The organism is Deltaproteobacteria bacterium, assembly GCA_026388545.1.
In the GTDB taxonomy this organism is placed as follows: Bacteria; Desulfobacterota; Syntrophia; order Syntrophales; family UBA2185; genus JAPLJS01.
Genome location: JAPLJS010000071.1, coordinates 57,988 through 84,083 on the forward strand (window position 1 = coordinate 57,988; position 26,096 = coordinate 84,083).

Annotated in this window: 23 protein-coding genes; 8 read left to right on the forward strand and 15 right to left on the reverse strand. The window is 47.0% G+C overall.

All coding sequences use genetic code 11. The features are described 5' to 3' along the window. Positions 1–56: 56 nt before the first annotated feature. Complete coding sequence (locus NTW12_08385; GenBank protein MCX5846359.1) at positions 57–1,043, forward strand: ABC transporter substrate-binding protein; 987 nt, start codon at positions 57–59, stop codon at positions 1,041–1,043. Then, the gene (locus NTW12_08390) at positions 1,018–2,964 is read left to right on the forward strand and encodes a SpoIIE family protein phosphatase (protein MCX5846360.1); all 1,947 of its coding nucleotides are present in this window, start codon (positions 1,018–1,020) and stop codon (positions 2,962–2,964) included. The genes NTW12_08385 and NTW12_08390 overlap by 26 nt, the downstream gene beginning before the upstream one ends. Here the strand turns inward: NTW12_08390 and NTW12_08395 are convergent. After that, the gene (locus NTW12_08395; GenBank protein ID MCX5846361.1) at positions 2,961–3,290 is read right to left on the reverse strand and encodes an STAS domain-containing protein; all 330 of its coding nucleotides are present in this window, start codon (positions 3,288–3,290) and stop codon (positions 2,961–2,963) included. The genes NTW12_08390 and NTW12_08395 overlap by 4 nt on opposite strands. Before the next feature lie 129 nt (positions 3,291–3,419). On the opposite strand from NTW12_08395, the gene NTW12_08400 reads away from it, so the two are divergent. Further along, positions 3,420–5,183 carry a SpoIIE family protein phosphatase gene (locus NTW12_08400; GenBank protein ID MCX5846362.1) on the forward strand — a complete coding sequence of 588 codons (1,764 nt, stop codon included), beginning with the start codon at positions 3,420–3,422 and terminating at the stop codon, positions 5,181–5,183. Between the two features lie 80 nt (positions 5,184–5,263). Then, on the forward strand, positions 5,264–5,821 hold the full coding sequence (locus NTW12_08405) for a cysteine hydrolase (protein ID MCX5846363.1): 558 nt from the start codon (positions 5,264–5,266) through the stop codon (positions 5,819–5,821). Here NTW12_08405 and NTW12_08410 read toward each other — a convergent pair. Then, entirely contained in the window at positions 5,807–7,939 is a 2,133-nt protein-coding gene (locus tag NTW12_08410) for a tetratricopeptide repeat protein (GenBank protein ID MCX5846364.1), read from the reverse strand. The genes NTW12_08405 and NTW12_08410 overlap by 15 nt on opposite strands. Positions 7,940–8,496: 557 nt before the next feature. Here NTW12_08410 and NTW12_08415 point away from each other — a divergent pair. Then, positions 8,497–10,104 carry a protein kinase gene (locus NTW12_08415; GenBank protein ID MCX5846365.1) on the forward strand — a complete coding sequence of 536 codons (1,608 nt, stop codon included), beginning with the start codon at positions 8,497–8,499 and terminating at the stop codon, positions 10,102–10,104. A 250-nt stretch (positions 10,105–10,354) separates the two neighbouring features. Here NTW12_08415 and NTW12_08420 read toward each other — a convergent pair whose 3' ends face one another. The 9 genes from NTW12_08420 to NTW12_08460 form a co-directional block, all read right to left on the reverse strand. Continuing rightward, positions 10,355–10,957, reverse strand: coding sequence for a hypothetical protein (locus tag NTW12_08420; protein ID MCX5846366.1), 603 nt, complete (start codon positions 10,955–10,957; stop codon positions 10,355–10,357). Positions 10,958–11,070: 113 nt separating this feature from the next. Then, positions 11,071–11,913, reverse strand: coding sequence for an alpha/beta fold hydrolase (locus tag NTW12_08425; protein ID MCX5846367.1), 843 nt, complete (start codon positions 11,911–11,913; stop codon positions 11,071–11,073). A gap of 42 nt (positions 11,914–11,955) precedes the next feature. Continuing rightward, a complete protein-coding gene (locus NTW12_08430) occupies positions 11,956–12,519 on the reverse strand; it encodes a nitroreductase family protein (GenBank protein MCX5846368.1) in 564 nt (187 codons plus the stop codon). Positions 12,520–12,832: 313 nt separating this feature from the next. After that, positions 12,833–13,930, reverse strand: coding sequence for a radical SAM protein (locus tag NTW12_08435; protein MCX5846369.1), 1,098 nt, complete (start codon positions 13,928–13,930; stop codon positions 12,833–12,835). An 80-nt stretch (positions 13,931–14,010) separates the two neighbouring features. Next, on the reverse strand, positions 14,011–14,751 hold the full coding sequence (locus NTW12_08440; protein MCX5846370.1) for a DUF72 domain-containing protein: 741 nt from the start codon (positions 14,749–14,751) through the stop codon (positions 14,011–14,013). 573 nt (positions 14,752–15,324) lie between these two features. Next, positions 15,325–17,781 carry a caspase family protein gene (locus NTW12_08445; GenBank protein MCX5846371.1) on the reverse strand — a complete coding sequence of 819 codons (2,457 nt, stop codon included), beginning with the start codon at positions 17,779–17,781 and terminating at the stop codon, positions 15,325–15,327. A 21-nt stretch (positions 17,782–17,802) separates the two neighbouring features. Continuing rightward, positions 17,803–18,630 (reverse strand): hypothetical protein, encoded by an 828-nt coding sequence (locus NTW12_08450; GenBank protein MCX5846372.1) that lies wholly within the window; start codon positions 18,628–18,630, stop codon positions 17,803–17,805. A gap of 189 nt (positions 18,631–18,819) precedes the next feature. Beyond that, positions 18,820–19,644, reverse strand: a complete 825-nt coding sequence (locus NTW12_08455; GenBank protein ID MCX5846373.1) for a tetratricopeptide repeat protein — start codon at positions 19,642–19,644, stop codon at positions 18,820–18,822. A gap of 458 nt (positions 19,645–20,102) precedes the next feature. Further along, the gene (locus tag NTW12_08460) at positions 20,103–20,396 is read right to left on the reverse strand and encodes a GYD domain-containing protein (GenBank protein ID MCX5846374.1); all 294 of its coding nucleotides are present in this window, start codon (positions 20,394–20,396) and stop codon (positions 20,103–20,105) included. A gap of 434 nt (positions 20,397–20,830) precedes the next feature. Between NTW12_08460 and NTW12_08465 the strand changes: the two genes are divergently transcribed. Continuing rightward, positions 20,831–21,700, forward strand: coding sequence for a ChbG/HpnK family deacetylase (locus tag NTW12_08465; protein ID MCX5846375.1), 870 nt, complete (start codon positions 20,831–20,833; stop codon positions 21,698–21,700). Between the two features lie 135 nt (positions 21,701–21,835). On the opposite strand, the gene NTW12_08470 is transcribed toward NTW12_08465, so the two are convergent. After that, on the reverse strand, positions 21,836–21,997 hold the full coding sequence (locus NTW12_08470; protein MCX5846376.1) for a hypothetical protein: 162 nt from the start codon (positions 21,995–21,997) through the stop codon (positions 21,836–21,838). Positions 21,998–22,020: 23 nt separating this feature from the next. Then, positions 22,021–22,803 (reverse strand): radical SAM protein, encoded by a 783-nt coding sequence (locus NTW12_08475; GenBank protein ID MCX5846377.1) that lies wholly within the window; start codon positions 22,801–22,803, stop codon positions 22,021–22,023. 285 nt (positions 22,804–23,088) lie between these two features. Here NTW12_08475 and NTW12_08480 point away from each other — a divergent pair, with 285 nt between their 5' ends. Both NTW12_08480 and NTW12_08485 read left to right on the forward strand, forming a co-directional pair. Then, a complete protein-coding gene (locus tag NTW12_08480) occupies positions 23,089–23,370 on the forward strand; it encodes a type II toxin-antitoxin system RelE/ParE family toxin (GenBank protein ID MCX5846378.1) in 282 nt (93 codons plus the stop codon). A 10-nt stretch (positions 23,371–23,380) separates the two neighbouring features. Then, on the forward strand, positions 23,381–23,695 hold the full coding sequence (locus NTW12_08485; protein MCX5846379.1) for a HigA family addiction module antitoxin: 315 nt from the start codon (positions 23,381–23,383) through the stop codon (positions 23,693–23,695). Between the two features lie 181 nt (positions 23,696–23,876). On the opposite strand, the gene NTW12_08490 is transcribed toward NTW12_08485, so the two are convergent. After that, positions 23,877–24,941: an ATP-binding protein gene (locus NTW12_08490; GenBank protein MCX5846380.1), complete on the reverse strand. Its 1,065-nt coding sequence runs from the start codon at positions 24,939–24,941 to the stop codon at positions 23,877–23,879. Between the two features lie 25 nt (positions 24,942–24,966). Next, complete coding sequence (locus NTW12_08495) at positions 24,967–25,893, reverse strand: PAS domain S-box protein (GenBank protein ID MCX5846381.1); 927 nt, start codon at positions 25,891–25,893, stop codon at positions 24,967–24,969. Positions 25,894–26,096 lie beyond the last annotated feature (203 nt).

A 26,096-nucleotide genomic window follows, 5' to 3' on the forward strand; every position in this document is an offset into this window, starting at 1 on the left:
TTAAACTTCCCTCCCCTGGTGGGAGGGATTGAGGGAGGGGGGAGACAGACGCCTTTATGAAATCACGTTTTAATATTCTGGTTTTCTTTATTCTGGTCACAATCTTCCTTGTCGCACCACCCTCTGCCCTCGGCGGAAATCTAAAAAAAGTGACCTTTCTCCCTCAGTGGACCCATCAGGCGCAATTCGCCGGATATTATGCGGCCAAGGAAAAAGGCATCTATGAAAAATATGGCATCGATCTCGTTATCCTGCCCGGCGGACCGGACAGTCCTCCCTGTGAAACGCTTGCGAAAGGCAAGGCGGACTTTACGTCCATGTTCCTCGCTTCGGCGATCCAAAAACGCTCCAGCGGCGTGAAAGTGATCAACATCGGGCAGATTATTCAACGATCTGGCTTTATCCTGGTGGCCAGGAAATCCAGCGGGATTGTATCCCCACAGGATTTGAACGGAAAAAGGGTCAGCCTCTGGTTGGATTTCCAGCTCCAGTCCCTTGCTTTTTTTCGCAAATACAATCTGCACGTCAAAATTATCCCCCAAACCTTTACCATTAATCTCTTCTTACGGGGGGGTGTCGATGCCGCCTCTGCCATGTGGTACAACGAATATCATACGCTTCTGAACTCCGGCCTCGATGAAGACGAATTAACGGCCTTCTTTTTCGATAAATACGGTTTGAACTTCCCTGAAGATGGTATTTATTGCCTTGAAGAGACGGTGAAAAGAGACAGGGCGTTGTGCTCGGCCTTCGTACAGGCAACCATCGAAGGGTGGAAGTACGCGTTCGCCAATCCCGATGAGGCCCTTGATATCGTGATGAAATATGTGAATGAAGCCCATATCGGCACAAACAGGGTGCATCAGAAATGGATGTTGGAAAGGATGAAAGACCTTATCAGCCCCCAGGAAGCAAAAACCCCCATGGGTGTCTTACGCGAGGAAGACTACAACCTTGTGTCCAGAGAGCTTAAGCTGAAGGGCATGATTAACAATATCCCCTCTTTTGGTAAATTTTATGTCCAGTGCTCCGGGAAAAACTAAAAGGAAAAAGCTTGCGTTCAAGATTTCCCTGTTCATTCTATCCGCTACGACATGCATCTTTCTTGCAGCCTTCGGGTACAACTACTATTACTCGCGACAACTCGTCCTGAAAAATGTTGAAGAAAACGCCCGCAATCTGACCCTGGCAGCGGTCAATAAAATCGAAACGACTCTTTCCGGTGTAGAGAAGGTCCCCCGCTACCTCGCATCATCTTTGGAAAATCATCACTACAGCCGCGATGACCTTCTTCAGACGATAGAGGATATCCTGAATACAAATCCCGATATATTCGGTGCATCTGTATCTTTTGAACCGTTTGCCTTCCATCCGCAGTCCCGCTATTTCGCTCCCTACAAATTCAGGAAGAAGAACAGTTTCGGATTGCTTCCTCCGGAAAAGGAGTTTCAATACTTCTTGCGGGACTGGTACCTCATACCCAAAGAACTGGGCAGGCCGGTGTGGAGCGAGCCTTATTTCTCCGAAGGGGGCGGCAATGTGATTATGTCCACCTATTCCCTTCCTTTTTACCGCACGATCAAAGGGGAACGGCGATTCACGGGCGTCGTGGAAGTCGATATCGCCCTGGATTGGCTGAAGGATATCGTTTCGCGGATTTCCATTTACCAGTCCGGATATGCCTTCCTCGTCTCCCAGAACGGGGTGATCGTGACCCATCCGAACAGGGACTGGATCATGCGGGAAAGTATTTTCAGCATTGCGGAAGCCGCCGGTGACCCCGGCCTCCGAAAAATAGGCAGGGATATGGTGCGGGGAAAAGAAGGTTTCGTGCCGATGCAGAGTCATTTCACCGGCAAGAAATCATGGATTTATTACGCGCCCCTTCCGTCCATCGGCTGGTCTATAGGGGTCGTCTTTTCTGAAGAAGAACTTTTCGCCGACATGAAAAAACTGAACTGGACGGTGTTTATCATCGGAAGTGCCGGTTTTGTCTTTCTGTTTCTGGTGATCGTCTGGATAAGCAGGCGGATTACAGGGCCGATCAGCACCCTTTCCCTGAAAACCGCCGATATTGCCAAGGGGAACCTTGATATTGAACTTCCCACCGCAAAATCGGACGACGAGGTCGGCGAACTGACTGCTTCCTTTGAGAACATGAGGCTGGCCCTGAAGGAGTACATATCCTCCCTCAAGGAAACGACGGCCGCCAAAGAGAGAATGGAAAGCGAGCTGAAAATTGCCCGGACCATCCAGATGAGCTTCCTGCCGAAGCGTTTTCCATACTTTACGGGAAAAGACGAGTTTGAAATTTATGCCACTTTAGAGCCGGCCCTGGAGGTTGGCGGTGATCTCTATGATTTCTTTCTCGTTGACGGAGATCATCTCTTTTTTTCCATTGGCGATGTTTCCGACAAGGGCGTACCGGCAGCCCTTTTCATGGCGGTGACCAAAACCCTGATGAAAGGAATTGCCTCTCAGGACATTGCACCTTCTGAAGTCCTTAATATGGTCAATGTTGAGTTGTGCCGGGACAATGAGGCCATGATGTTCTGCACAGTTTTTTGTGGTGTATTAAACATCAAAACGGGGGAATGCCTGTATTCGAATGCGGGGCACAATCCTCCTCTCATCGTCCGCTCCGGCCAGAAGCCCCAGTGGCTTACGTTGCCAGCGGGCTTCCCCATGGGGGTCACGGAAGATAGCACCTATAGAACGGAAAAAATTGTCCTGAATCCCGGAGACACCTTCATTCTTTATACAGATGGCGTGACGGAAGCCATGGATTATGACAAAACCCTGTATTCTGCCAACCGGTTGATCAATACTGTTGACATAAGCAGGACTCCTTCCCTTGAACAACTTGTCTCGGATATCATAAAGTCCGTCAAGGATTTTACCGGAGAGGAGCTTCAGTCAGACGATATCACCATCCTGGCCGTCCGGTTTATAGGGGGAGACTAAAGCAACAGGGCTTCATCCCTGGTAGGAAAAATGGGTATGATCGAGGAAAAGCCTGAAATATCAAATACCTCTTTTATAGTATCCTTCAGGCAGCAGAGGGCCATTTTACCGTTCGCTTGCTTCAGCTTTTTCGCTACAATAAGCAGTATGCGGAGGCCTGCGCTGCTGATAAAATCAACCTTTGCAAAATCAACAACCAACTTCCTGGTGCCGGAATTAATAATCGGGATAAGCTTTGTTTCCAGCTCCTTGGAGGTTGCGGAATCAATCCTCCCGGTTATGACGACAATCGTTGCTTCATTAATTGTTTCAAAAGTGACATCCATTGCATCGCCTCCCGTAATATTCATTAGTGGTACAAAATGTTCTCTTTAGTCCCTTATGATATTGTTTCTTTTTTTTATGTCAATCAAAATATAGTTGTATTTTTTTTATAAAAATATAAGATTACCAAAATGACTGATCAACTACCGGACAAGCAACCTTTAAAAGAGCAACCATTCAGGTTAAGGCTGAGCATTAGTACCAAGATACTTGCCATATCCGTCGGCATTTCTTTACTGTCACTCAGTATATTCACATTCATTTCCCTTCATAATATCCTTAAAGTCGGCAACTATGCCCTGGAGGGCATCAGCCCCCTCACCCGCATTGCAATAGAAAACAGCACCCGGGCCATGGAAGCCCTTGGTGAAAAAATGATAGAACAAAAGGCTGTCGATGTCGCGCGGCAGTTGCAGATATACATAAAAACACATCCCCGGATGACAGTTTCGCAATTGAAAAACGACAAGATGTTTCAGGACATCAACACGCAGAAGATAGGAGAAACCGGTTACATAGTAGTGATGGATGCGGATACCTGCGAGTATTATTTCCATCCGACGAAGCCGGAACTGGTAGGCCAGAACCCTCTGATCCTTTTCAGGGAGTCCCTTCCTTCTCTTGTGAAAATACTTAACAGGATTGTCGCAGAAAGAAAGAAGGATGCGAGCGGTTACTATGCCTGGCAGGACCCTGACGGGAGGGTAAGAGACAAGTACATGCATCTCAAAGTCGTCGATGCATATACGGGGGATAAGAAGCAGATGTTTATCGCGGCAGCGACATATATCGATGAATTCAGCGCACCCGCCAGGGAGACTGAAAAAAAACTCGCCGACGTTTCACGTAATATCAACGACCAGATCGGCGGCAGGATATCCACGGCGCAGCAATCATTCATCATCCTGTCTGTCGTGATTATACTCATTGTCGGAGGTATTACCTTCGCTTTTTCAAAAATGATAACCAATCCTTTTCTATCCCTAATACGCGGCGTGGAGGAAATAGGGAAAGGCAACCTGGAAAGCAAGGTGATTGTCAGGACAGGCGATGAACTGGAAAAGCTTGCATACACATTCAATAAAATGACTGACGATCTCAAGATCTATATAAAAAATCTTGAAGAGACAACATCGGCAAAGGAACGATTCGAAAGTGAACTGCACATTGCCCATGATATTCAGATGGGAATGCTCCCAAAAGTTTTCCCCCCCTTCCCCGACATGCCGGAATTCGATATATATGCCGCTCTCGAACCTGCGAGGGAGGTCGGAGGCGACCTTTTTGATTTCTTCTTTCTGGACGATGACCACCTCTGCTTTAACATCGGGGATGTGTCGGGAAAAGGTATGCCGGCATCCCTCTTCATGGTGGTTACCAAGATCATGGTAAAGACAAAGGCAACAAAGGGTTTGTCCCCGGAAACAGTCCTCGATCGGGTAAACCAGGACATATCCATGGATAATCCGTCACTTCTCTTCGTTACGCTATTTCTCGGAATCCTCAATATTCGAACAGGGCAGCTCCAATTCGCCAACGGCGGACATAATCCCCCCCTCATCATTCGTCCGGGCAGCGATATCGAGATGATGGAATTAACGGGTGGGCTTGCCCTGGGAGTGATGGAAGACTTTCAGTACGGTTCGAAAACCATGACGCTTCATCGCGGGGATTTGATTTTACTCTATAGCGACGGTGTTACGGAGGCCATGAATCGGGATGAAGAGCTGTTCGGCGAAAAACGGTTAATAGAGGTAATGAACACCCTGAGGGATCATTCCGTCCATGAGATCATAGCGGGCATCCTGGACAGTGTCAATGCCTTCTGTCAGGATGCGCCGAGGGCGGACGACATCACCCTCATGGCGATACGCTTCAACGGCAGTGCGATGTAAAAGTCCGGCAATAACGGTGCATTATGATAATTAGATCTTTTTTGTCATTGTTTTTACTTCTCTCTTTCGCCTCTATCAGTATGGCTGATTCCCCCTCGGAGAACAGGGATGCATTGCTTATCATCGACATGAGCAATGATTTCGTGGATGACAGGGGTTCCCTTTCGGCGGGCAAACCAGCGCAGGCAATCGTCCCTTATATTATTAAGACGGCGGATGAATTCCTGAAAAAAGGCAAACCTGTTATCATATGTATGGACAGCCATCAAAAGGGAGAAAAGGAGCTTGAAGGATGGCCCGACCATAACATTGAAGGCACGTGGGGACAGGAACTCTACGGTGGGCTTTCAGAATGGTACAAAAAAAACCGTTCTAATCCGGGCGTCATGTATGTGTTTAAGAAACAGTATGACGCTTTTTACGGCACAGGTCTTGAAAAAATCCTAAAAAGCGTAGGGATAAGAACGGTTCACCTGACGGGTGTCTGCACGGACATATGCGTTTTTCTGACGGGTTCAGGCGCGAATGACAGGGGCTTCAAAACAGTCGTGCACAGGGCAGGTACGGCAACATTCACGGGAAATCATGAAGTATTTCTCAAACAGATGGAGCTTATCTTCAAGTCAGAAGTTCGTTAGGGCCCGGATATTTTCCATATCCTTTTCAATAATCCCGGCAATCAGCATATACCCGCGATCTTTTGCTTCCGCGCAGGCCGCAGATAATCTCCGAAGGGCCGTATCCCTGTCACCCATGCGAAGATTATTCAACCCTTCCGTTCTTTTTAATTCAAGTTCGCCGCGCACATCCTTCATTATGCTGAAAAGCTCCCGGCTCTCACTGATAAACATGCCCGCCCTGTCAAAATCCTTCCTTAGGGAACAGACATCCGCCATGTATTTGAGGTCGTACGCGACACCTCTTCCGTAATCCATGCCGCGTTCCGATTCAAGGGATTCTTCAAATAATTTTTCCGCCTCTTCGGGCTTTCCTTCCAGCAGAAAGCTTTCGCCGATGCCCCTCCTGTCGGCGGCCGCCCATATTTCATCCCCGTCATCAAGGTGCATGGAGAGCGCTTCTTCATACTTCTCCCGCGCCTCACCATATTTCCCGCTTACCATGAGGATATCCGCAAGGCCCTTGATGTTATGCGCCATTTCCCTTGCATGACTCTCCCCGCCGCATTTTTCTGCGGCTTCCCTATATTTTTTTCGCGCCGTATCGGTGTCTCCCTTCATCAGACAGATATCGCCGAGCACTCTGATTGCACCCGCCTCGGCGAGGCCCATCCCGTACTTTCTAAAAAGGTCAAAGGCCGTTACAGCGGAATTCCCCGCCATTTCAAGATTCCCTTCAAGAAAATAAAGACTGCTCATTCCCAGAAGGTCCTGCCCAAGCTTCTTCTCGTTTCCCGTTTTGCCGGCTAAGGCAATTGCTTCGCCGTAAAGCTTTGCCGCATCATCCATAGCGCCTGCGCTTACCATCAGTTTTGTAACAAGGCTCAGAAGCTCACCCACAAATACCTTATCGCCGTGCGCCAGAACATATTTTTCCATCTCTTGCCATTGGTTGAGAATATCCCTTATCTCAGCATCAGAACATGTCAGGCTTGCCATGGCGGCATCCATCTGGAACTTCCTGAAATCGTACTGCACCCTTTTCAGAAACATATTCACGCCGGAGCTGACCTTTTTCAGTTGCCTCGTCCATTTCCTTATTGCCGAAATCTCGTCTATCCCTATCTCCTGGCTGATAAGCCTCATGAGCTGCTCCGCGTCCTTGCCGGGGTCAAGATAAAACGCCCTTTCATAGTTATCAATCAGCGACTGCGCCTTGGGATGGAGCACACCTATGTCCTTGTATGCAACCCACCACAGCCCGTAAGGGAGAGAGTTAGGGTCATCTATGGCATCAATGATATATTCCGTAACCATATCCATAGCGCCGGAATATCCTATGACAATGAGCCCTGTTGAGCGGAGAAGATTCCTGAACTGGATAAATATATCCCTGTCGACCTCTTTCGTCTTGTCCTTATCTTTTTTTGTCCGGCTTTTGAATTTCAGTTCCTGCGGAGTGTTCCGGATATCAAAATGGAGGTGCCTGCCGTGCAGGTAGGCAATCACGGGATATTCCGCAGCCGCGCTAATCCCTCTTTCAGCGCTGCCGTCAATAATCTCCACCGGCTGGTTTCCGTAGTAGAACGTTGTGGGAAGAACCTCGTCAAAATTTGTGGTGAAGACATGTCGTGCGAAGCACCTGGATAGCCAGTGCCTGTCTGAACGGCTCCTGCTTAAGGGCACGTTCCCACCGGTGCCTGCAATGAGAATGGAAGAAAGCAGAATACCTTCCAGGTTCATCTGCATTCTTTTTGAAGCGGCCCACTGCACCGCTGCTGTGATAAAATCATGCCGTGCCTGCGGAAGGGGCAGAATCTTTGCCATGATACGGAAATAGTACTCCGTAAGTTCAACCCCTGTCAGTTTTACCGGTCCGTAGGGCTTGTCGGATGTACTATCAAATATTTCCTGCCAGGTAGTTTTCGGACTTTTCCTGAAATATTCCAGCGCCGAAACCAGGTGCCTGACATCGGGTACGCCCGCAGTGACGCTGAACCCCGCACCTAAGAGAAATGTGAAGAGGGGACCCGACGGCATGGGCGCATTTTTCCCCAGTTTTGCCTGCCGGGCATCCACAGTATTGATGACTTTGGCAATCATTTGCTGGACAGATGCAGATTTATCCTGTTTATCCATATATAAGTATCCTAAGTATCCGATTACCCTCTCCCTCGATGGGAGAGGGTGAGGGTGAGGGTGACTTTCATGCCTTCGTGGTGCCCCACGGGGGCACGAGGATTATTACGAAAAAAAGATTCCATATATTCCCCCCTTTAGAAAAGGGGGGCAGGGGGGATTTGATAATTGCGTGAAAAATCCCCCTGTATCCCCCTTTTGCAAAGGGGGACGTATCAGGTATTCATCCTGGACTCCCGCCGCAGCCTGCTTTGATAAGTACTTCATTCTTCACATGAAGTATATAGGGAAAGTGCTTTCGTATGTCAAGATTATTTACCCCCTCTTCTCCACAGAGCAACCCGATTATTTCTTGACTTCAGTTTTCTGCTGTGGATAATAAAATGTCAATGAACTCATCTAACGTACCGGCATATGCGATAAAGTATTTATGTGGCACATAATCCTGATTCCAATATCATTTACCCGCTCGGAAGCGTGTTCTTATCAAGTTATCAAATATGCATTGACCTGTATACAGGCACGTCATTATCAAAACCAAAGAAAGGATTGACGCCATGCCCAAAGTCAGCAAACTCGAAACGCAGAGTTTCTACAGAGGCCCCGGCAGCCGAGGCAAATTTGCGAAGTGCAATCTGTATATGGAATGGGATAATCAGTGCCTGCAGTACAGAGAAACCCTGATCTGGAAGAAACTATTTTTCAACAAAGTGGTGAACTGGGAGGCCAAACCCGGCGGATATAGAGGCACTTTTATCGATACCCGGTACCCGCCGAGCATCGTTCTGAGAACCGCATCGGGAACTGGCACGGAAGAAAGGGAATTCGCCATTCGTCACTTAGAGTTTGATAACTGGCTCTACTGGATCATTCGCAGTCTACTTAAATATTCCAAAGCCCCCATCCCGGACGAGCAGCTATCCGGTTTGTCCTCCAAACATAAAGCCAAGGTTCTTACCCGCCGCGATATGTCGGCGTTCGATCAATCGCACGAGGTTTTCATCACCATTTTGGAGAAACTAAGCAAAGAGACTGACAAGAGTGTTCTGGGTACCGATCAAAAGACTTTCGCAAAAAGTTCCCAGGATATCCCCAAGATGAAGTTTGGTGCGCTCAAAACCTATGTAGAAGATGGTACGACGACGGGTGGTATCGCGTATGGTAAAGTTGGCAAAAAAATTGGTACGGGTGGAAGCGATGCCGTGATCTTTGAAATACAAAAGCTGCTGGAACCTGTCCTGATAAAGAACACCGCCGGCGCCGGTTACACGATTGTGCGTCCCGCGGAGCCCATGATTGTCAAGGTGCCCAAATACTCCAAAGATGATCCGACCTCGCTCAAAGGTGTGATAAAAGAAGCCCGCATCCTGGCCGCGCTTGGCCGTCACCCCAATATTGTGGGGCTCATCGATGCTCATGTCCATGGCGTCAACCGTATCTATCTTTTTCTGGAAAAAGGGTATGAGGATCTTAAAAGCTGCATAACCAAAAAGTTGTCCTTAAGTCCGCCTCAGATTCGAAAATACGCCATGGGCATCCTCGCCGGCATCGATCACATGCATCAGCGTCGGGTTTACCACCTGGACATGAAACCGGAAAATGTCATCCTCTGTCAGGCCGACACGCCCAAAATAATCGACTTCGGCCTCTCGAAAACAAGAATCATTGACTCAAAAGAAGATATGTTTGACGAAACTTGGTATTTATATGGCACCAAAGAATATATGCCCCCCGAATCCTGGAATATAGGGGCCATTTTAAAAGAAACCGATTTAATCAAGCGCGACTCCTTCGCCGTCGGCATGACCATCTTTAATGCCCTGCTCTGCCCCTATTGCGGATGGAAGGCGTTTGAGGTCAAGGCCGGACTGGGTGAATCGCCAGATATCGTTCTCCAACGCAGCCATCACTTAATGAAACTGGTACGCGATGCGGCGAACCGTAAAAAGCTCACCAGCGACGGGCTGTTGATCCTGGCCGACGCCGCGAGCGGGTTGATCGAGGATAAGCCCGAAATACGTTTGACCTGCGGGCAGGCTCTGGAGTTTTTGAAGGCGGACCGAAAACAGCTACGGCAGGAGCACACGTCGAATCGCAGCGATGTTCTGACCGCCAAGAAGGAATACAATTACTTGAGGGACCAGCTCAAGAAGTCGGGGGATTGACAAAGACCCGGGGATCACATCTCTAAACCTACCTGCCCACGCCCTTGATTTTACTGAGAGGATACCGATAATTTATTGAAAGGGGTGGTTACGGTTACTTCGTCCACCAAGCACCTTCCACCTGGTAGTCCGTAAACCTGATCAAATCAAATTCCAATTGGGCTGCAAACTGACAACACCTGCTAATCCCCAGAATGGGCTCTGGTACTTTTCAATGGAACACAGCAGGATGGTTTGTTTTTAAAACCTGCTAAAACTTGTACTTCAGTCCTATACCGAGTGCGTTGGATGCACCCTCGATCCCATCGAAAAGTCCAAAGGTTCCGGACCGGTGGTGAAGGCGTAACACGAGGTTCCACTGAGGGGTTTTCGGCAGGGCGAATGTCAGTTCGAGCATCAGGTAGTTGAGAAGCATGGAAGTTTTTTCATGCATCTCTTCTTCTAGTTTCGGTGTGCTCGTGGCATAGGACAGGCCATCGCCGACAGCGAAGGTTGTGATGATATATTTGTTCCAGGGAAAGGTCAGCCACCTTAACGTAAAAAGGCCGTTGAACTCCCAGTGGTGCTGGTCACCCATGTGCTTGACCCCCTGCCCCTCAAGTTCCAGATCGAGGTGTTTCGAGAAGGAATAAATTTTCCTGGAGACGGCGAGGGCCATGAAATAGTAGGATGTATCGAAATCGGGTGAATAGAATGTTGACCAGATATCACCCCGCAACTGGCTGGCGCCGTACACCGTGACAGCCCAATCTTCCTTGGCTTCCGATGTCTGCGGAAAGACGAGGACAAAAGCAACTGCCAGGATCGGCAGGGGCCTTTTGAGGAATGTAAAAATCGAGGTCGGCTTAAGCATATATCCTGGTCAATGAAGATATAGGGTTTCCAGCTAACCTTCCTTGTTTGAAGAAGGCAACCTTTCCTGTCAATCTGCTGAGTCAAGTTTTTCAGCCATAATCAGCCTCATCATTATCCGGCCAGGAAATCAAGTACGACCTTGTTAAAATCTTCTGATTGCTCAAAGTTTGGAATATGTCCACATTGCTTCATAATGTAAAGTTGAGAATTGGGGATATTTTCTTTCCCATAGTAGGCATGCTTAAGGGGAAAAACACGATCATCTTCACCCCAGATGATCAGCGTAGGCCGCTTTATTTTATGAAGACTCTCCATAATAGGAGACAGAACTTCCTCTCTTGCACCGCGGCCATCGACCAACATGCGGACAACCTTTAAGAGAAATTCTGGTGATCCTGGCTGTGTAAACAATTTATAATAGATGTCAATGAAATCTTCGGTTATCAATGCATGGTTGCTAACCGCTAATTTGAAGAAAATGCTGACACCGATACGGCTGGGATATGATAGTAACTCTCCTATCCCGGGAAGTGACATCAACCGCAGCGTCCAAATGATCTCTTTACCAAAACCCGCACAGTCGGCCAATATCAGATTATTCACTTTTTGTGAATACTGAAGGGCATACTGGAGTGCAATACCTCCGCCGAGGGATTGACCTATAAGGGATACCTGTTCGATATTCAAGGCCTTCATGAAATCATCAACGAAGTAGGCGTAATCAAGAGGTGTAAATGATGATACCGGTTTATCAGATCGGCCGAAACCGGCTAAATCGGGAACATAAACCCTGTGTTGTTCTGCAATGGCATCGACATTGTGCATCCATATTTCCGCAGAGGCGCCAAGGCCATGGATGAGAATGACCGTTGATCCCTGATCTCCCACAGACCAGTAGCGGGTATTTATCTCTCCGGCCTTTATGTATTGATCCTTAGGAAGTAGTGGATTCATTTTACTAACAAGCAACAGGCGTTACATAAAAAATCTTGGTATTCAGATAATTTTTACTATATCTGGCGCATGCCTTTCAGAAGCAGGAGGTATACTTGTAGGGTAACCAAGAATAATCGGCGCCACTATTTCACAATCCTTTGGTACTCCAATATCACTCAGTATTTTATAATCACGGATATGTGCCCCTAATCCAATCCAGCAGGTTCCCAATCCCCTGGAGGTGGCTGAAAACATAAAATATGCAACGGTCAGGGCACAGTCTACATCAAGTGAATGAATATCTTTTGGACCAATGAAATAGGCTAGGCAGGGCGCATTGTAAAAAACATTGAACTGCTCGTCACGCAGACGTGGTTCATAGTTTTTCAGAGGTGAGTCGGGGTTCTGTTCAAGGTCGGAAAGAAGATTCCTCTTGCTTTCATCAGAAAGCTTTTTGATGTAATCACGGTTTTGAATAATGATAAACTTACATGGTTGGCCGTTAGTGGCCGTCGGGGCAAGACAGGTATCCTGGATAATTTCCTTTATGACTGATAAAGGCACTTCTTTGTTTTGAAAATCTCTGATGGCACGCCTGTTTGTTAAGAGTGTCTTAAAATCCATGTTTATTCTCCTTTGCTGCCATGTGAACCACGGTTTATTTCCGATTTCAGTTTCATCGACCCCTTGAATGTAACAACCTTCCGGGCATAGATGGTATGGGTATGATTTTATTTCTTTTCTTTAATTCCAGCCATTTCCATTAATGATACCCCCCAAAACCTGATGAAAATTATGATACCATTCTGAAAAGATTGCAACAGTAATTCAAGAATTGCCAATTGGAATAGAGCGTTTTTCTCAGGATATTTGCTCTATTGACTCAGCTTGACCAGTGAAAGAAGTGAACAACGTCCCCTCGGCCCTCGTACGGACCCTATTTAAGAAGATGGATATTCCCCAGCCTTACATTGTTCAGCCCTTCTTTCCGGGCGATTTCAAGACACTTGTATGCGAAAGATTTTGGGGTCAACAGCAGATCAGACATATAAAAATGGGGATAAAAAGCAAGCAGGCTGAAAGGAATATCGGGACACAGGGAATAGATAAACCGTGCAATCTGCCTTACCTCCTCTTCGTCAATGTACCCTGGCACAAGGAGCGTACTCGCGATGAGCAGGGGAGGTGAAGGTCTGAGGTGAATCTTCCCGCCAACCCTTTGAAAATTTTTCAGGGTTCTCTTATTTGTCACACCTGTTAAGGCAATATGAAGGTCTTCGTTCCACGCCTTAAGGTCGAACTTTATACATCCACCGGAAGAAAGGGCAGTCTCCACCATTTCGTCGAGGAGTCCTTCCTGCATGGAACCGTTCGTTTCCCAGCATATCCTCATGATATTCCCCTTGTTTTTTTCACGGACACACTTTGAGACATTGAGCGAAAACGGAAGCTGTGGGGCGGGATCACCGCCGAAATAGCAGATACAGGAAGTCCGGCTGTCGACGGCTGATATGAGGCTTTCAGAAGGGGATAGAGAAGGTCGTAAGGTTTCTTTCCTGTAATGCCAGTTCTGGCAAAAGAGACAGTTAAAGGAACATGCGTGAAAAAATACCGCAAGGTTTCTGTAACCGTATTCAGGGCCCTTTACGTGGGCATACTCAGGGTAGCCTGAGCCGATCCCTCCGGGACAAACCCAGTCTGCAACACAGTTCGTAGGAAGGGGGTCGTGGTACCATGAGAGCTTCCCCTCCTCTTTTGTCACCCCTGTAAGTTTCCCTCCGGCATTTCTTCTCAGTCCGCAGTATCCGATTCCACCATCAGGAATCCTGCACTCATTGACACAGAGGTTGCACGGAATACCGTCGGGGTCGTCAGATCTGCATACAGGGAGTCCAAAGGCCATCCTGCTTTTCATATGTGCCTGTGCTGCAACTTTTAAGGCATCTGCAGGTTTATCCCTTATACATGCGAGGCATACCGCGAGTTCCTGTGAAATATAACGTGATGAGGCATTACATATTTTACATTCCCCCATTACTCAACCTTTCACCCACGCCCCCGTTTTTTATGCTGTCAATCCCCTGTCTACTCTCTGCTCACCACTTTCTGCTGTTCTCACACCTGCCCGTCCGCTTTGATCATCTCCTTCAGCTCTTTTGCATTTCTCGGTGCATACCCATAGGCATCATTGTTAAAATAGACATACACATCCTTTCCATCCCCCATATAATTCTTTATTTTCCCCGCGTCCTTTTTAAGTGCAGTTTCTGAATAGCATGTAGCATAGTTTCCTTCAAGGCCATGCCTTCTTACATATACGAAATCGGAGGTAACGGGAAGGTCGTTGATGAACGCAGGCCAGTCGGCCATGCAGAGACCCACATTGTGGGTGCTGCAGAGGTCAAATACCTCCTCTGTCATCCAGCCTTGGTTCCTGAATTCAAGGGTATTTCTCGCCGGATAACGGCAGAGCAACTCTAAGAATCTTTTCAGTCTCTCAATGTTCACGGTAAAACCAGGGGAAAACTGCCAGAGGACGATCTTCAGCTTCTCTTTTAACGGCGACGATCGTTCAAAAAAGAGATCCAGGGATTCTTCGGGGTCAAGAAGCCTCTTTATGTGTGAGATAAAACGGCTCCCCTTCAGCGAAAAGGCAAAATCATGAGGCGTTTCTCTATACCATTTCTCAAAGGTCTTTGAAAGGGGAAGTCTGTAAAAGGTTACGTTCAGTTCAACCGTTGAGAAAGTGGCACAGTAATATTCGAACCACTTCTTCTGAGGGAGATCGTCAGGATAGAAAGTGCCTCTCCACCCCGTGTAATGAAAACCGCTGCACCCGATATTTATCTCAAACATGCCTTATATTTTACCCCGATCCCCCACCAAAATAATAAAAAACTCATTGGCCTTGAGACATTAGAATAAGAGAATAAGGCTATAAGACCTATCCCATTAATAAGAACCAATGGGGTCAGATCACCTCGTTATCCAATTACTTGAGGGACCAGCTCAAGAAGTCGAGGGATTAACAAAGGCCTTGGAATCACATCTCTAAACCTACCTACCCACGCCCTTGATTTTACCGAGAGGATACTGATAATTCATTGAAAGGGGTGGCTACGACTACTTCGTCCACCAAGCACCTTTCACGCGGTAGTCCGTACACCTGATCAAATTATATTCCAATTAGGCTGCAAACTGACAACACCTACCTATCCTCACCCTCACAGTATGAATAAGATCGAAGATTATGGTTTGAAAGCAGTAACGCGTGCAGGAGAAGGCCAGTAGATATTCGTGGCCGCAATCCTTGCATTTCACGCGGTCAAAACCGTTGCAGTCTCTTTATGCCACATCAACAAATGCCAGGCAGGGGTTTTTCAACAGCCCCGCTGTCGCCAATTACTTAATGACCGGGCTTATCGAAAATTACCTTACCTTGCCGATCGGGAAATCATTTACACCGGTTTCAATCATTGGGTTCTGTTGACGCTTGAAGACTTCCTCGGAGAGCGTCATCACGCGCTCCTCTGTATGCAGGGCCAGCCCCTTCACGGTTATGAACCCGTCTTTCTTAAAGTCCGCCTTGCCCTGTAGTCCTTCCAGAAGCACATAGGTGAATAGGCCATGTCCTTTATATCCTTCAAGTGCCTGTTGCGAATCAGCAGAGGCGGAAAAGACTGATGAGCCGACAGCCCGCTGCAGGAGCTTGACCGCTGTTGCGTCTGTGAGGCCTCTCGTCTGCTGCAGAAGGGCTATCTGGATCTCCTTGCCCCCTTTGCCGGCATTGCAGGTGTCGAGGATCACGAGTTTCTTCTGCGCCGGGATACTGCCGATAAGATTCACTAGGTCTTTGTGACTCAGGGCATCTTTGCTGATATGTTGGGATGACAGGAGCCGGACATTACTCGTCAGTAAAAAATACTGCTCTTCGCCATTCACCACGTCAACCATGCCGTGGGAAGCATTGTAGAATATAAAAAGATCGTTGGGCCTGACCATCAGCCGTACTTCATCAAAGGCCTTGGTGATGGCCTCTTTAGTCGTGGCCGCAGGCGTGATCAGCGTCCGGATGGCCACCTTCTCAAACAAGGGGGATGCAATCTTCTGCAACGTCCCGGCAAAGGCAGTGGCATCGGGGACGGCGTAGGTCAAGGAGATGGATTGATTGCTGTAAGTATTGATGCCGATAACCAGGGCATAGAGATTGGGTTTGCGCATAACGGCCCTGGAAATAACGCTGATCAGGGCGGGATTAGACTCCATGGAGTTCTCCCCATTGAAAGCGACAGCCCGAATTTCGTTTTGTCCTTTGATGAGAGGTATGGTGAACGACAGAATCCTTTCGTTGGCCGATTCCTTGCCCTTGACAATGAGGCCCCGCGTATCATTGGCGACCTGAGCGCCGTTGAGATAAATATTCACACTGCCGATTCCACCGCCGCTGTCCGTGATTTTCAGGGTGACGGCAACGCTATCCTGATCTACTGAGCTGTTGGTGACGGGTGACAGGATCTGAACATTGGGCGCGGGTTTTTGGGCGGCAATATCCGTAATCAACTCGCCTTTGGGCATTTCCTTGCCGGCAAGGGCCAACTGCACAAGCTCCGGCCGGTAAAACTTGGCATAAAACTGATCGATGCCATAGACTTTATTGCCGACCCGCACATTGAGATATTTGGCACCGTTTGGAGAAGTGTTGAAATAGCCTTCAGGTGTGATGACAATCCATTCGCCATCGGTTAAGCTGATAAATTGGGCAATTTCTTTATTTGTAGTTTTTTCGTATATTCGTATTGTATGGTCGCGTCCCCATTCTATAATTGCTTTAAATTTCTGGTCCGAAGATTCGCTTCCACCAATAGATACTTTGATTTTTCCATCTTTTTTATCAACAACAAAATTTTTCTTAATAAAAGAGCTATATTCTTCGGGAACCGTTTCTCCCTTTTGTATATAATAAAGAAGCCTACCAGATTGAATATCCCATACTATTTGTGATTCTTTGTCTGCGAGGTTCAGATTATATAAAAAACGATTATCTAATGAAAAAGGATTCGATAACGCAAAGAATCCAGTTGGTTTTACTTTACTCAATTCCCTCACTTTTTGGCCTGTTTTGAGGTCCCAGATACTTATAGTTCCTTTAAATACATCTTTTCCATTTTTGTCAACATCACCATGTGCCGTTATGAGGTGTTTTAAATCAGGGGTAAAAATAACATTATCGTGAACTAGTACCTTGAAAGTAAGGCTATTAAGCTCGATCTGTCGGACTTTGACTCGGTCGGATATTCTTCGTACTTCAAGAATGTAATCGTATTTCTTCTCTTCCTTTCGCAATAATGTATAGATAAAATTATCTACTTTTCTTTCTGTTTCTCTTCCGCGAGCATAGGTACGAAGAACAATTTGCTTACTAACAGAAAATCCATAATCACTGAAAATCCCATCAATTCTCTCACGCACCCAAAAATCATCACCGATGTTGGGCAAATGGCCTAAGTCTATTATTTTGAGGTTATTCCCACTATATACATCAAATACATAAATCTTTGTGGAAGTAACTGCAAATATCTGCTTCGCATCAACAGAAAATCTGAGGCACCTAATCGGGCCGACGATTTTCACGATGATGGTTCTAAATTCTCTACCAGAAAGCATGTCCCAGATTTTTATATTTTTACCATCTAATTTTTCATCGGCAGATGCTAAATACTTTCCGTCTGGACTAATAGCTAAAGTAGAAATAGTGCTTTCATGCCCCAGTTGCACAAATATCTCCGGCTTTTCAGAGGCAAAAGTTGAAGCTGAACTTATGGACAATATGACAATAATCCCAAACCAGACCGCTAGAAAGCGAAATAAACTCTTAAATCTAAACATATCTCACCCTTTCATTTATCATCAATCATTAAACCCTGTCTTTGATCCTATGATTTTCTGCCCGTCATGGGAAACAGTACAGTAATTGCGTCCCATGCCTCTTTTCGGCACTATCATTATATATTCGGTTCTTCTGATTATCTTGTAATCCTTTTCGGGAAATTTTGACAAGAAATCTTCCAGCGACATTCCTTGTGTAGCACGGATACAGGCATCGGCAGCCATGCGCTTTGCCTGACTCATATCATAAGCAAAATAACCCGCAAACACCGCCATGCATAGTATAATCAAATAAATTCCTTTACGAATAATAGAATTTTTGTTTTTCTTGTCATCAGGATTTGACTCGGTCTGCGGCCAAAGGATTTTCCGGGCTGTCCTTCGCAGAAGATAATAAAGGCCCATGACGCCCAACACGATGAGCAATGGCGCGCCTTTTTCATCCGCAAGCAGCGGCGAAAACGGCAAAACGAAAAAAGAAATAAATATCAGGATGGCAAGGTATCGGGCAAAGCGCGCAAACCTGATTAATCCGATCCCACATGCCACCGCAATCAGCGCGTAACCAACGGTAAGGAAAGTTGAGAGGAATGTGCCTTGAGAGATTTTCACGATATTTATCGCAACGGAAAGCGCCAGGACTATCAGGAGACAGCCAATAATCCGGATCGAACAGTAGGCATTTTGTTCGTCCTTGAGCTGTTTTTTTTCTGCCTTGGTTACCCACCGGCCATGAAAAAGCTTCAATCCTCTGCTTTTTGCTGCTTCTCTGGATAACTGGTCAGATGGAATGCCCCAGTCAGTGTTAATCAGTAAATCCGGACGATCTGGCTGATATTTTTTTAACACAATACGTTACCCTTCCCGACACAATGCCCGTATTGACTTGGAGTGAACCTCAAGTGACTGAACTCTAACTTAACATATGGTACAAGTATTAGGGGCAGGTCAAAGATCCTCGCCGCCTCTCATCAATAATGCTCCGTTTACGCCGCCGGACATTTTGAGATAGATATTGCCGGAGCACTCAGCCACCGGTTATTCGGATCGATGCTGCGTGTAGGGCTTACCTGCTGTGTACAGGCTGAGGCGGGTGGTAAATTCCTTGATGGTTTCCTGTGCTGCCTTGTCCTTTCGAAGCAAATCCAGCGCCGCCTGTTGGGTTTCAACAGCCTGCTTGAAATCGCCTTTCCTTGCCTGCGCGGCCGCCAGAGTGTCAAGGTATTGGGCATTTCTGTCGATGCTTACCGCCTTGAGTGCAAAGCGTACCGCCTCCTTGCCGGCATGAATTTTTGCGTCGGGACAGGTAGCCAGTAACCAAGCCAGAGCGTTTGCGTATACAGCGGTCTTGGGCGATGATGTTGCAGCCATGTGCAAGTCTTCAATCGCTGATTGGTACAGACCCATCTCGGCAAAAAGTTGGCCGCGATCAAAGCGCACCCAGACCGCATCTGAATTGAACTCCAATGCCCGCTTGAAGTCAGCAAGAGCAAGTTGACGTTGCCCCATCGCCTGATGTGTCAATCCACGCTGGTGCAGCGCCCAAACATGGCCGCTGTATGTTTTGGCAATAACCCGGTCATAGTCGACAAGCGCTTCTGCATAGCGGCGCAGTTCGAACAACGCATTGGCACGATGAAAATGCATGTTGTCGCGCTGATAGGACTCAAGTGATCTACCGTACTTATCGCTCCCATCAAGACAGCGCGTGTACAAGCTTACCTTGGCCTGCGGATCCGCCGCTTTTTCCGCCTCCGCGCAATCGCTCGGCAACGGGGGCTCCATAGTCAATGCCTGCACAACTTGCGAAAACAGCAGACCGGCCAGAACTAGAGCAGGAATAATTTTTCCACGACACCGCATAATTCCCTCCAAATGGTGTACCCAAGTTGATATTACATGGTAGCTTCGCATGAAACAAATCTGTTCACTGAAAAAAAAGACAGACCGCCTGCAATACTTTGCCAACACATTTGAACCCACTCACACGCAAAGGAAGCCTGTGAAACTTCGCACAACCCCGTACGGTTTTTTTGATAAGAGATTGCTTCTGTATGTATTAACTGTAGGAAGTCCGGTCTTGCATGTCAAGGAAATCTTATGACAGGAAATCTTATGGCGTGAATGGTATTTATTACGAATTGAAGTCTATCATCTTTGTAAATGTTGGCTGGTTGTGTAGTTCAGGAAGAAGCAAATAACTGATTACGCCATGAGACCAGGCATTCTCGCTACCGTGCCGCCCTGTACCTGAGAGTAGCCAGCAAACCGAAAGATGTTGGCAAAAGAATAATTATCCCAGGTTACAGGTTATAAAAAAACTACAGATCTTTGATTTCAGACAGCAATCTATCAAACTGTTCCACATCAACCACCGGTGATGTGACAAAAGAGATCCCCGTCAGCACATTTAACGTTGCTGAGGCTAACAGCGCGTTCTCTGCATTAGGAAAATCCAAAGTAAAAACAAGGTCGTGTTCTCCTAATACGGCATACATAGATATTACTTTCCCACCATTCTTCTTGATAATTTCGACAGCCTTTCTAGTTCGTTCCGATGAAACCTTCTTGAGCGCATCTGTGGAATACTTCCCAAACATCATAAATATCGGCATATCGCAATTCCTCCTTAATGTTGGTATTTTGCGGTTTCTCTTATTGAGTGTTAAAAAACATACAAAACCCCGCTCTTTTTGAGAAACGGGGTTTCGATAATCTTCTTCATGGCATCACCCTTACAAAAAGGGTTCAGATTAGTTGTTAACCTTTTAACGATGCTTTATTCACTCTATTTTCATGTGCACCTGACTCGTAAAAAAGTCAAGAGGATGTTTCATTGATTATGATTTGAAAGGATGTATATCGGTCAAAACTACAGGATGCTCTCTTTCAGGAAGAAGCTTAGGAATTAGATTTAATCGAAGCTTAAAAGGCAGGGTCTAATTTGCTCTGCTTTTTTATATCAAAATTGCAGATTATTTGATCGAAATGTTGTAATAGATGATGTGATAAATTCCCACTTTCGAGAAGTCCTAAATAAGGAATAAGCATGAGAGCATCAACCCTTTTGGTTGTATCACTTACACTGGTGATGATTCTAATGATGAGCGATACAGATGCACAGGATACAAGACTCATCATGAGAGGCGATGACTTCGGGATGACTCAAGGTTCGCTCGTGGCGTTTGAGAAAGCGTTTAACGAAGGTGTATTAACCTGTGCATCCATTATAGTCCCCGCACCTTGGTTTGAGGCCACTGCCGACCTAATTCGGAATAATCCAAGTTGGTGCATCGGTGTTCACCTTACCCTGATAGGGGAGTGGAAAGGTTACCGTTGGAGACCAGTACTGTCTTGGAATATGGTAAAGTCAATAGTTGATGAGGACGGGTTTCTTTATAGATACCCTGACGAACTCCTTGCACGAACACCGAGAATTGAGGAGATCGAGGCCGAATGGCGTGCACAGATCAACCTTGCGCTCAAGAAAGGTATCAAGCTGCAGTATCTCGATTTTCATTACATGGGTCCAGCAAGTTACCCCGGCCTAAGTGAGGTGGTGGGCAGGATCGCAATGGATTACAACCTGCCATTGTCTGGAACCCTTGGTGAAAAACGGTTGCCCGGTATTTACAAGACGCCTATTGGAAAAAAGACAGAACTTGCGGTAAAAACGCTGGAGAATCTGAAGCCCGGCTTGTGGCTATGGGTGTTTCATCCTGGAATTGATTCGCCGGAGCATAACGCCCTCATCCACACGAACCCTGAGGATGTGTTCAAAGATGGTAATGTCGGAAAGCATAGGGCTGCTGAGACAGAGACGCTGAGGAGTCCTCGGGTAAAGGCAGTTATTAAAAACCGTGCTATCAAGCTGACCACCTACGGAGTAATTTGGAAAGAATTGCAGGAGAGGAATTAGAGCAAATCAAATATTCAAGACAAAGGGCAGGGTCAAATGGCCCTGTCTTTTTTTATTTTCTCGATTAACGATTGAAAGTCAGCAGCCTAGTACCATGAAAAAGCCAATTATACTTAGTGGCTGTTGTCCCCCCTATTATCTGAACAGGCGGTAATCATCCGGCAGAACCACGAGGCATGAAGGCTGTGCCGTACCCGTGTAATAAAAAACATCCCGCGAATACAAGATCAGCACTCCGGACAGATCCCGTTCTGCTATCTTTTTCTGTAAATGGGAAATCCGATCATGTGGTGTCATCAATAACCTCCTGTTACCTCACATCAGAATATCCTTTCCATCGTATACGCCAGATCTGTTTTGCCCTCATCGCCATAGAGGCACGAAGTGTGTGGAAGGATACGTCTTACTTTTTCGGTTAATGAATGGATTTCTTCCACATTCGGAGCGCGCCATGGCAATCCCTGGATGGGGAGATACGCATCAATTCTGAACGGAATGGATCGATCCACAGAGGCGATAAAATCCGCTATCCGCAGCACTTCATCCTCATCAACATAGCCTGGAATAAACACAGTTTCAGTATGTAGCGACACGGCTTTGCAGGAGGCAATCGCAATAAAGTTCCTTAAAATGGTTTCATTATCGCATCCTGTATAATCACGATGAAGAGACGGCGTGATGGCTTTGATACTGAAAATGACCTGATCCAGCAGTGAAAGGGGTGGCATTATCTTGCCGTTGGTGAGAAGAACGATGGAGCTACCCTTCGACTGCTTTAGAGAAGTCACAATCTGTGGCAGTGATGGGTCACATACAGGTTCGGCGCCCATTAGAATGACTTGTTTCAATTCAAGAGGATCGAGAAGTAACAGGAGTTTTTTCAATGTGAGAAAACGACGGGGACGATCGCTTCTGTATGTTGGATCATAGATGCGGAAACGGGTTTCAGGTAGATGGCAATCAAACGCCTCCTTTTTCAGAAGGCACAGTCTGCAGCGGAGATTACAACCCCAGAAATAAAGACAGCCCACGCCGTATTCTCTGGAGCAGGTTATATGATAGACCTTTGTTCTTTTTGAAGGATCTTTATTCGGTCTTTTCATGATTAGTTAATATCAGAATGATGCAAAATATACAATGATTCTCAATTCAGTCAATATTGAATACCGTTTGAAAGAAAGTATGCAAGTCAAAATTGCTGGATGCTTTGTTTCATGAAGAACAGTCGGATTCTACCTGAACAGAAAATATGCTGTCAAGCATTTGCACCTTTCATTCCGTATTCAATAAGCCGGCCCGATCAGTCGCCTGAATCTTTGTATTTGCTATATTTGTTTATGGAGAACAAAGCCCTTGACAAGCGTCACGTGACAAGTTATAGTATTGTTGTGATTAAATCGTTCGCCGACAAACATACGAGGGAACTCTTCATCACAGGTAAGTCAAGAAGGATTCAACCTGATCTGCTGAGAAGGGCCGTTCGCCGTTTGGAATTCATTGATTTTGCCACCTGCCTGGATGACCTGAAGGTACCCCCAAGTAACCGCCTTCATGCCTTGAAAGGAGATCGAGAAGGACTTTACGCAATTTCCATCAATGATCAATGGCGAATATGTTTCCGCTTTCAAGATGGCGATGCATATGATGTTGAGATTACTGATTACCATTAAGGAGAACTTTATGAGTATCGAAAACAAGGAAGTACGCGAAATACCCCCCACACATCCGGGAGAAATACTCCGGGAGGACTTCATGCCCGATTACGGGCTGACTACGGCTGCTTTAGCTGAAGCACTTGGCGTGTCTCGCCAGACCATTAATGAGATTTTACGAGAGCGTCGGGCAATGACCCCGGCAATGGCTCTAAGGCTGTCTCGCTTGTTTGGCAACACCCCGGAATTCTGGCTGAACGCTCAGCGGGCCTATGACCTATGGCAAGCGCAGAAAAGTTACCGGCGAGATATTGAAAGAATCAAGCCCCTGCGCGTAGCATGAATTTGAATCTATGAATGCGATATTGCCTACAAAGCTTAAAACCCTTATCTAGCCCCTTCTTGATGTCGCTTATCACTTATAGTCTTTAATTGCCCCGACAGGCTATCCTTGATCGCGGCAGCCTGCGCTTCAATCCGAGAACTAAATGACTGAATGGCACTCCTGATATGTCTTCTATATCTCAAATATGTTTTTTATCCAGGACATCACGAATGGCTTTGGCCAGCACGCTCATCCTGATCGGCTTGGTAATCAAATGGTTGATGCCGAGGATTGTGAGTTTTTCCAGGTCCCCTTTTTCCTGAAATCCTGAAGCGAACATTACAGGAATGTCGGCGCGAATACGTCTTATTTCCCGTGCCACATCAAAGCCCGTCATGTGAGGCATGGTCTTGTCCGTGATCACAAGATCAAAGGCGTCACTATCCTCCCTGAATGCCTCAATCGCTTTTACAGGGTCCGTTTCCGTTACTACCCGGTAACCAAGTTTCTCAAGCAGCTCCCTGCTCAAATTGGCCACCATCTTTTCATCATCAACAAACAGGATCTTTTCGCCTTGTCCCGGTACTATGGCTTCTTCCATATCTTTTCCATCTTCCACATACTTTTCCATCAACGGCAGGTAGACCCTGAAGATGGTTCCCTTGCCCGCCTCGCTGTATACCCTGATCTCCCCGCCATGGTCTTTGACGATCCCGTGCACGACCGCAAGCCCCAAACCCGTCCCCTCTCCCTTTTCCTTGGTTGTAAAGTAGGGTTCAAAGATTCTCGCGAGATCCTCCTGCGAGATTCCCTGCCCTGTATCCCTGACGGTCAATACCAGGTAATGGCCGTGACTTATCGGCGGACGATGCAAGAGGTCATCCGCATTGATGACGACTTCTTCCAAGCCAATCTCCAGGACGCCCCCGGTCTCCTTCATGGCATGCCCGGCGTTCGTGCACAGGTTGACCAGCACCTGATGCAGCTGCGTGGGATCGGCCATGATGATGACATCGGAAGTCTCTTCGATCTTCTGCTTTATCTCTATCGTCGTCGGCAGTGATGCCCGCATAAACTTGACGACTTCTCTAATGATCGGAGATAGGGCAGTAGGCTTTTCCCCCTGCTCGGTCTTGCGGCTGAAGGTCAGTATCTGCCGCACCAGGTCTTTTGCCCGATCGGCGGCCTTGAGTACCTGTTCCATGTTGTGGTAGACTTTCGGCCGGTCTTGTACCGCCATCAGGCATAGTTCCGAATAGCCCATGATGCCGCTGAGGATATTATTGAAGTCATGGGCAATGCCGCGCCAATGTTCCGATAGCCTCCATCTTCTGGGCCTGGATGAGCCGGGACTGCAATTTCTCGCGCTCTTCCTGAATCAGAACACGGTCGGTAATGTCCAGGACGGAGATAATGCCCGCCGGCCTTCCCCGCAACATCGTCGAGGCCCCCGATAGATCGACCCACTTTTCTGCACCGTCTTTCATGATGATTTTGAATTCATAACGATTTGTCGTTTCTTCTCCTCGCTGTCGCTTCCGGCCGCGTTCCTGAATGAGCGGCTTGAAGTCGGGATGAAGGATGTCCCAGAAATTCATGGCCAAGAGTTCTTTTTCGGAATAACCGCAGATGGTCTCGGCGGCCCTGTTCGCGTAAACCCAACGGTCATCCTGGTAAAGCATCACCGCCGTGGGCGTCGAATCGGCCAAAACCCTGAACTTCTCCTCGCTCTCCCGTAGCGCTTCCTCCGCCCGCTTGCGGTCGGTGATGTCGATAAAACTTTCAATATAACAATCCCTTCCTTTGATGGTAATAGGATAAACGGTTTCCAGGATGTCTTTTAGATGTCCATCAGCATGGATGAGCTTGCGTTCAGAGTGATCGACACTTTGACCGAGATCTTTGACCGGACATTTGCCTGCCTGGGCAGAACAAACCAATGAGTGACAGATCTTTCCTATAATCCTCTCTTTGGGCAGCCCGGTCATTTCTATGGCAGTCTGATTCGCTTCAATAATGATCTGAGTGTCCCTGTCAATAATGAGAATCCCGGTTCCTACTGTATTGAATATTGCCTGTAGTTTGGTTTCGTTATCACGCGACGCCCCCTCCGCCTGCCGATGCTCTAATTCCGATTGCTCCAGCTCTGCAATTCTCTGCCTTAGAGAATCCAGTTCCTGGATCAAAACCTGTTTTGTCTTGGATTGATCTTCCATCGGGTTACCCCCCTATCAGATAATCGATGTCGGTTGGAAAGGAAAGCGGCTGTTAGAATGTATAAGAATTGATTCAAACAGGAAGCCGCCAGTGGTATTGATAGCTTGAAGAACAAGCGGTCGGATCGGCATGGCCGTCCGAAATCAAATTACCAAAAGGAGGCTTCCATGAACACCATTTACTACATTGGGATGGACATTCA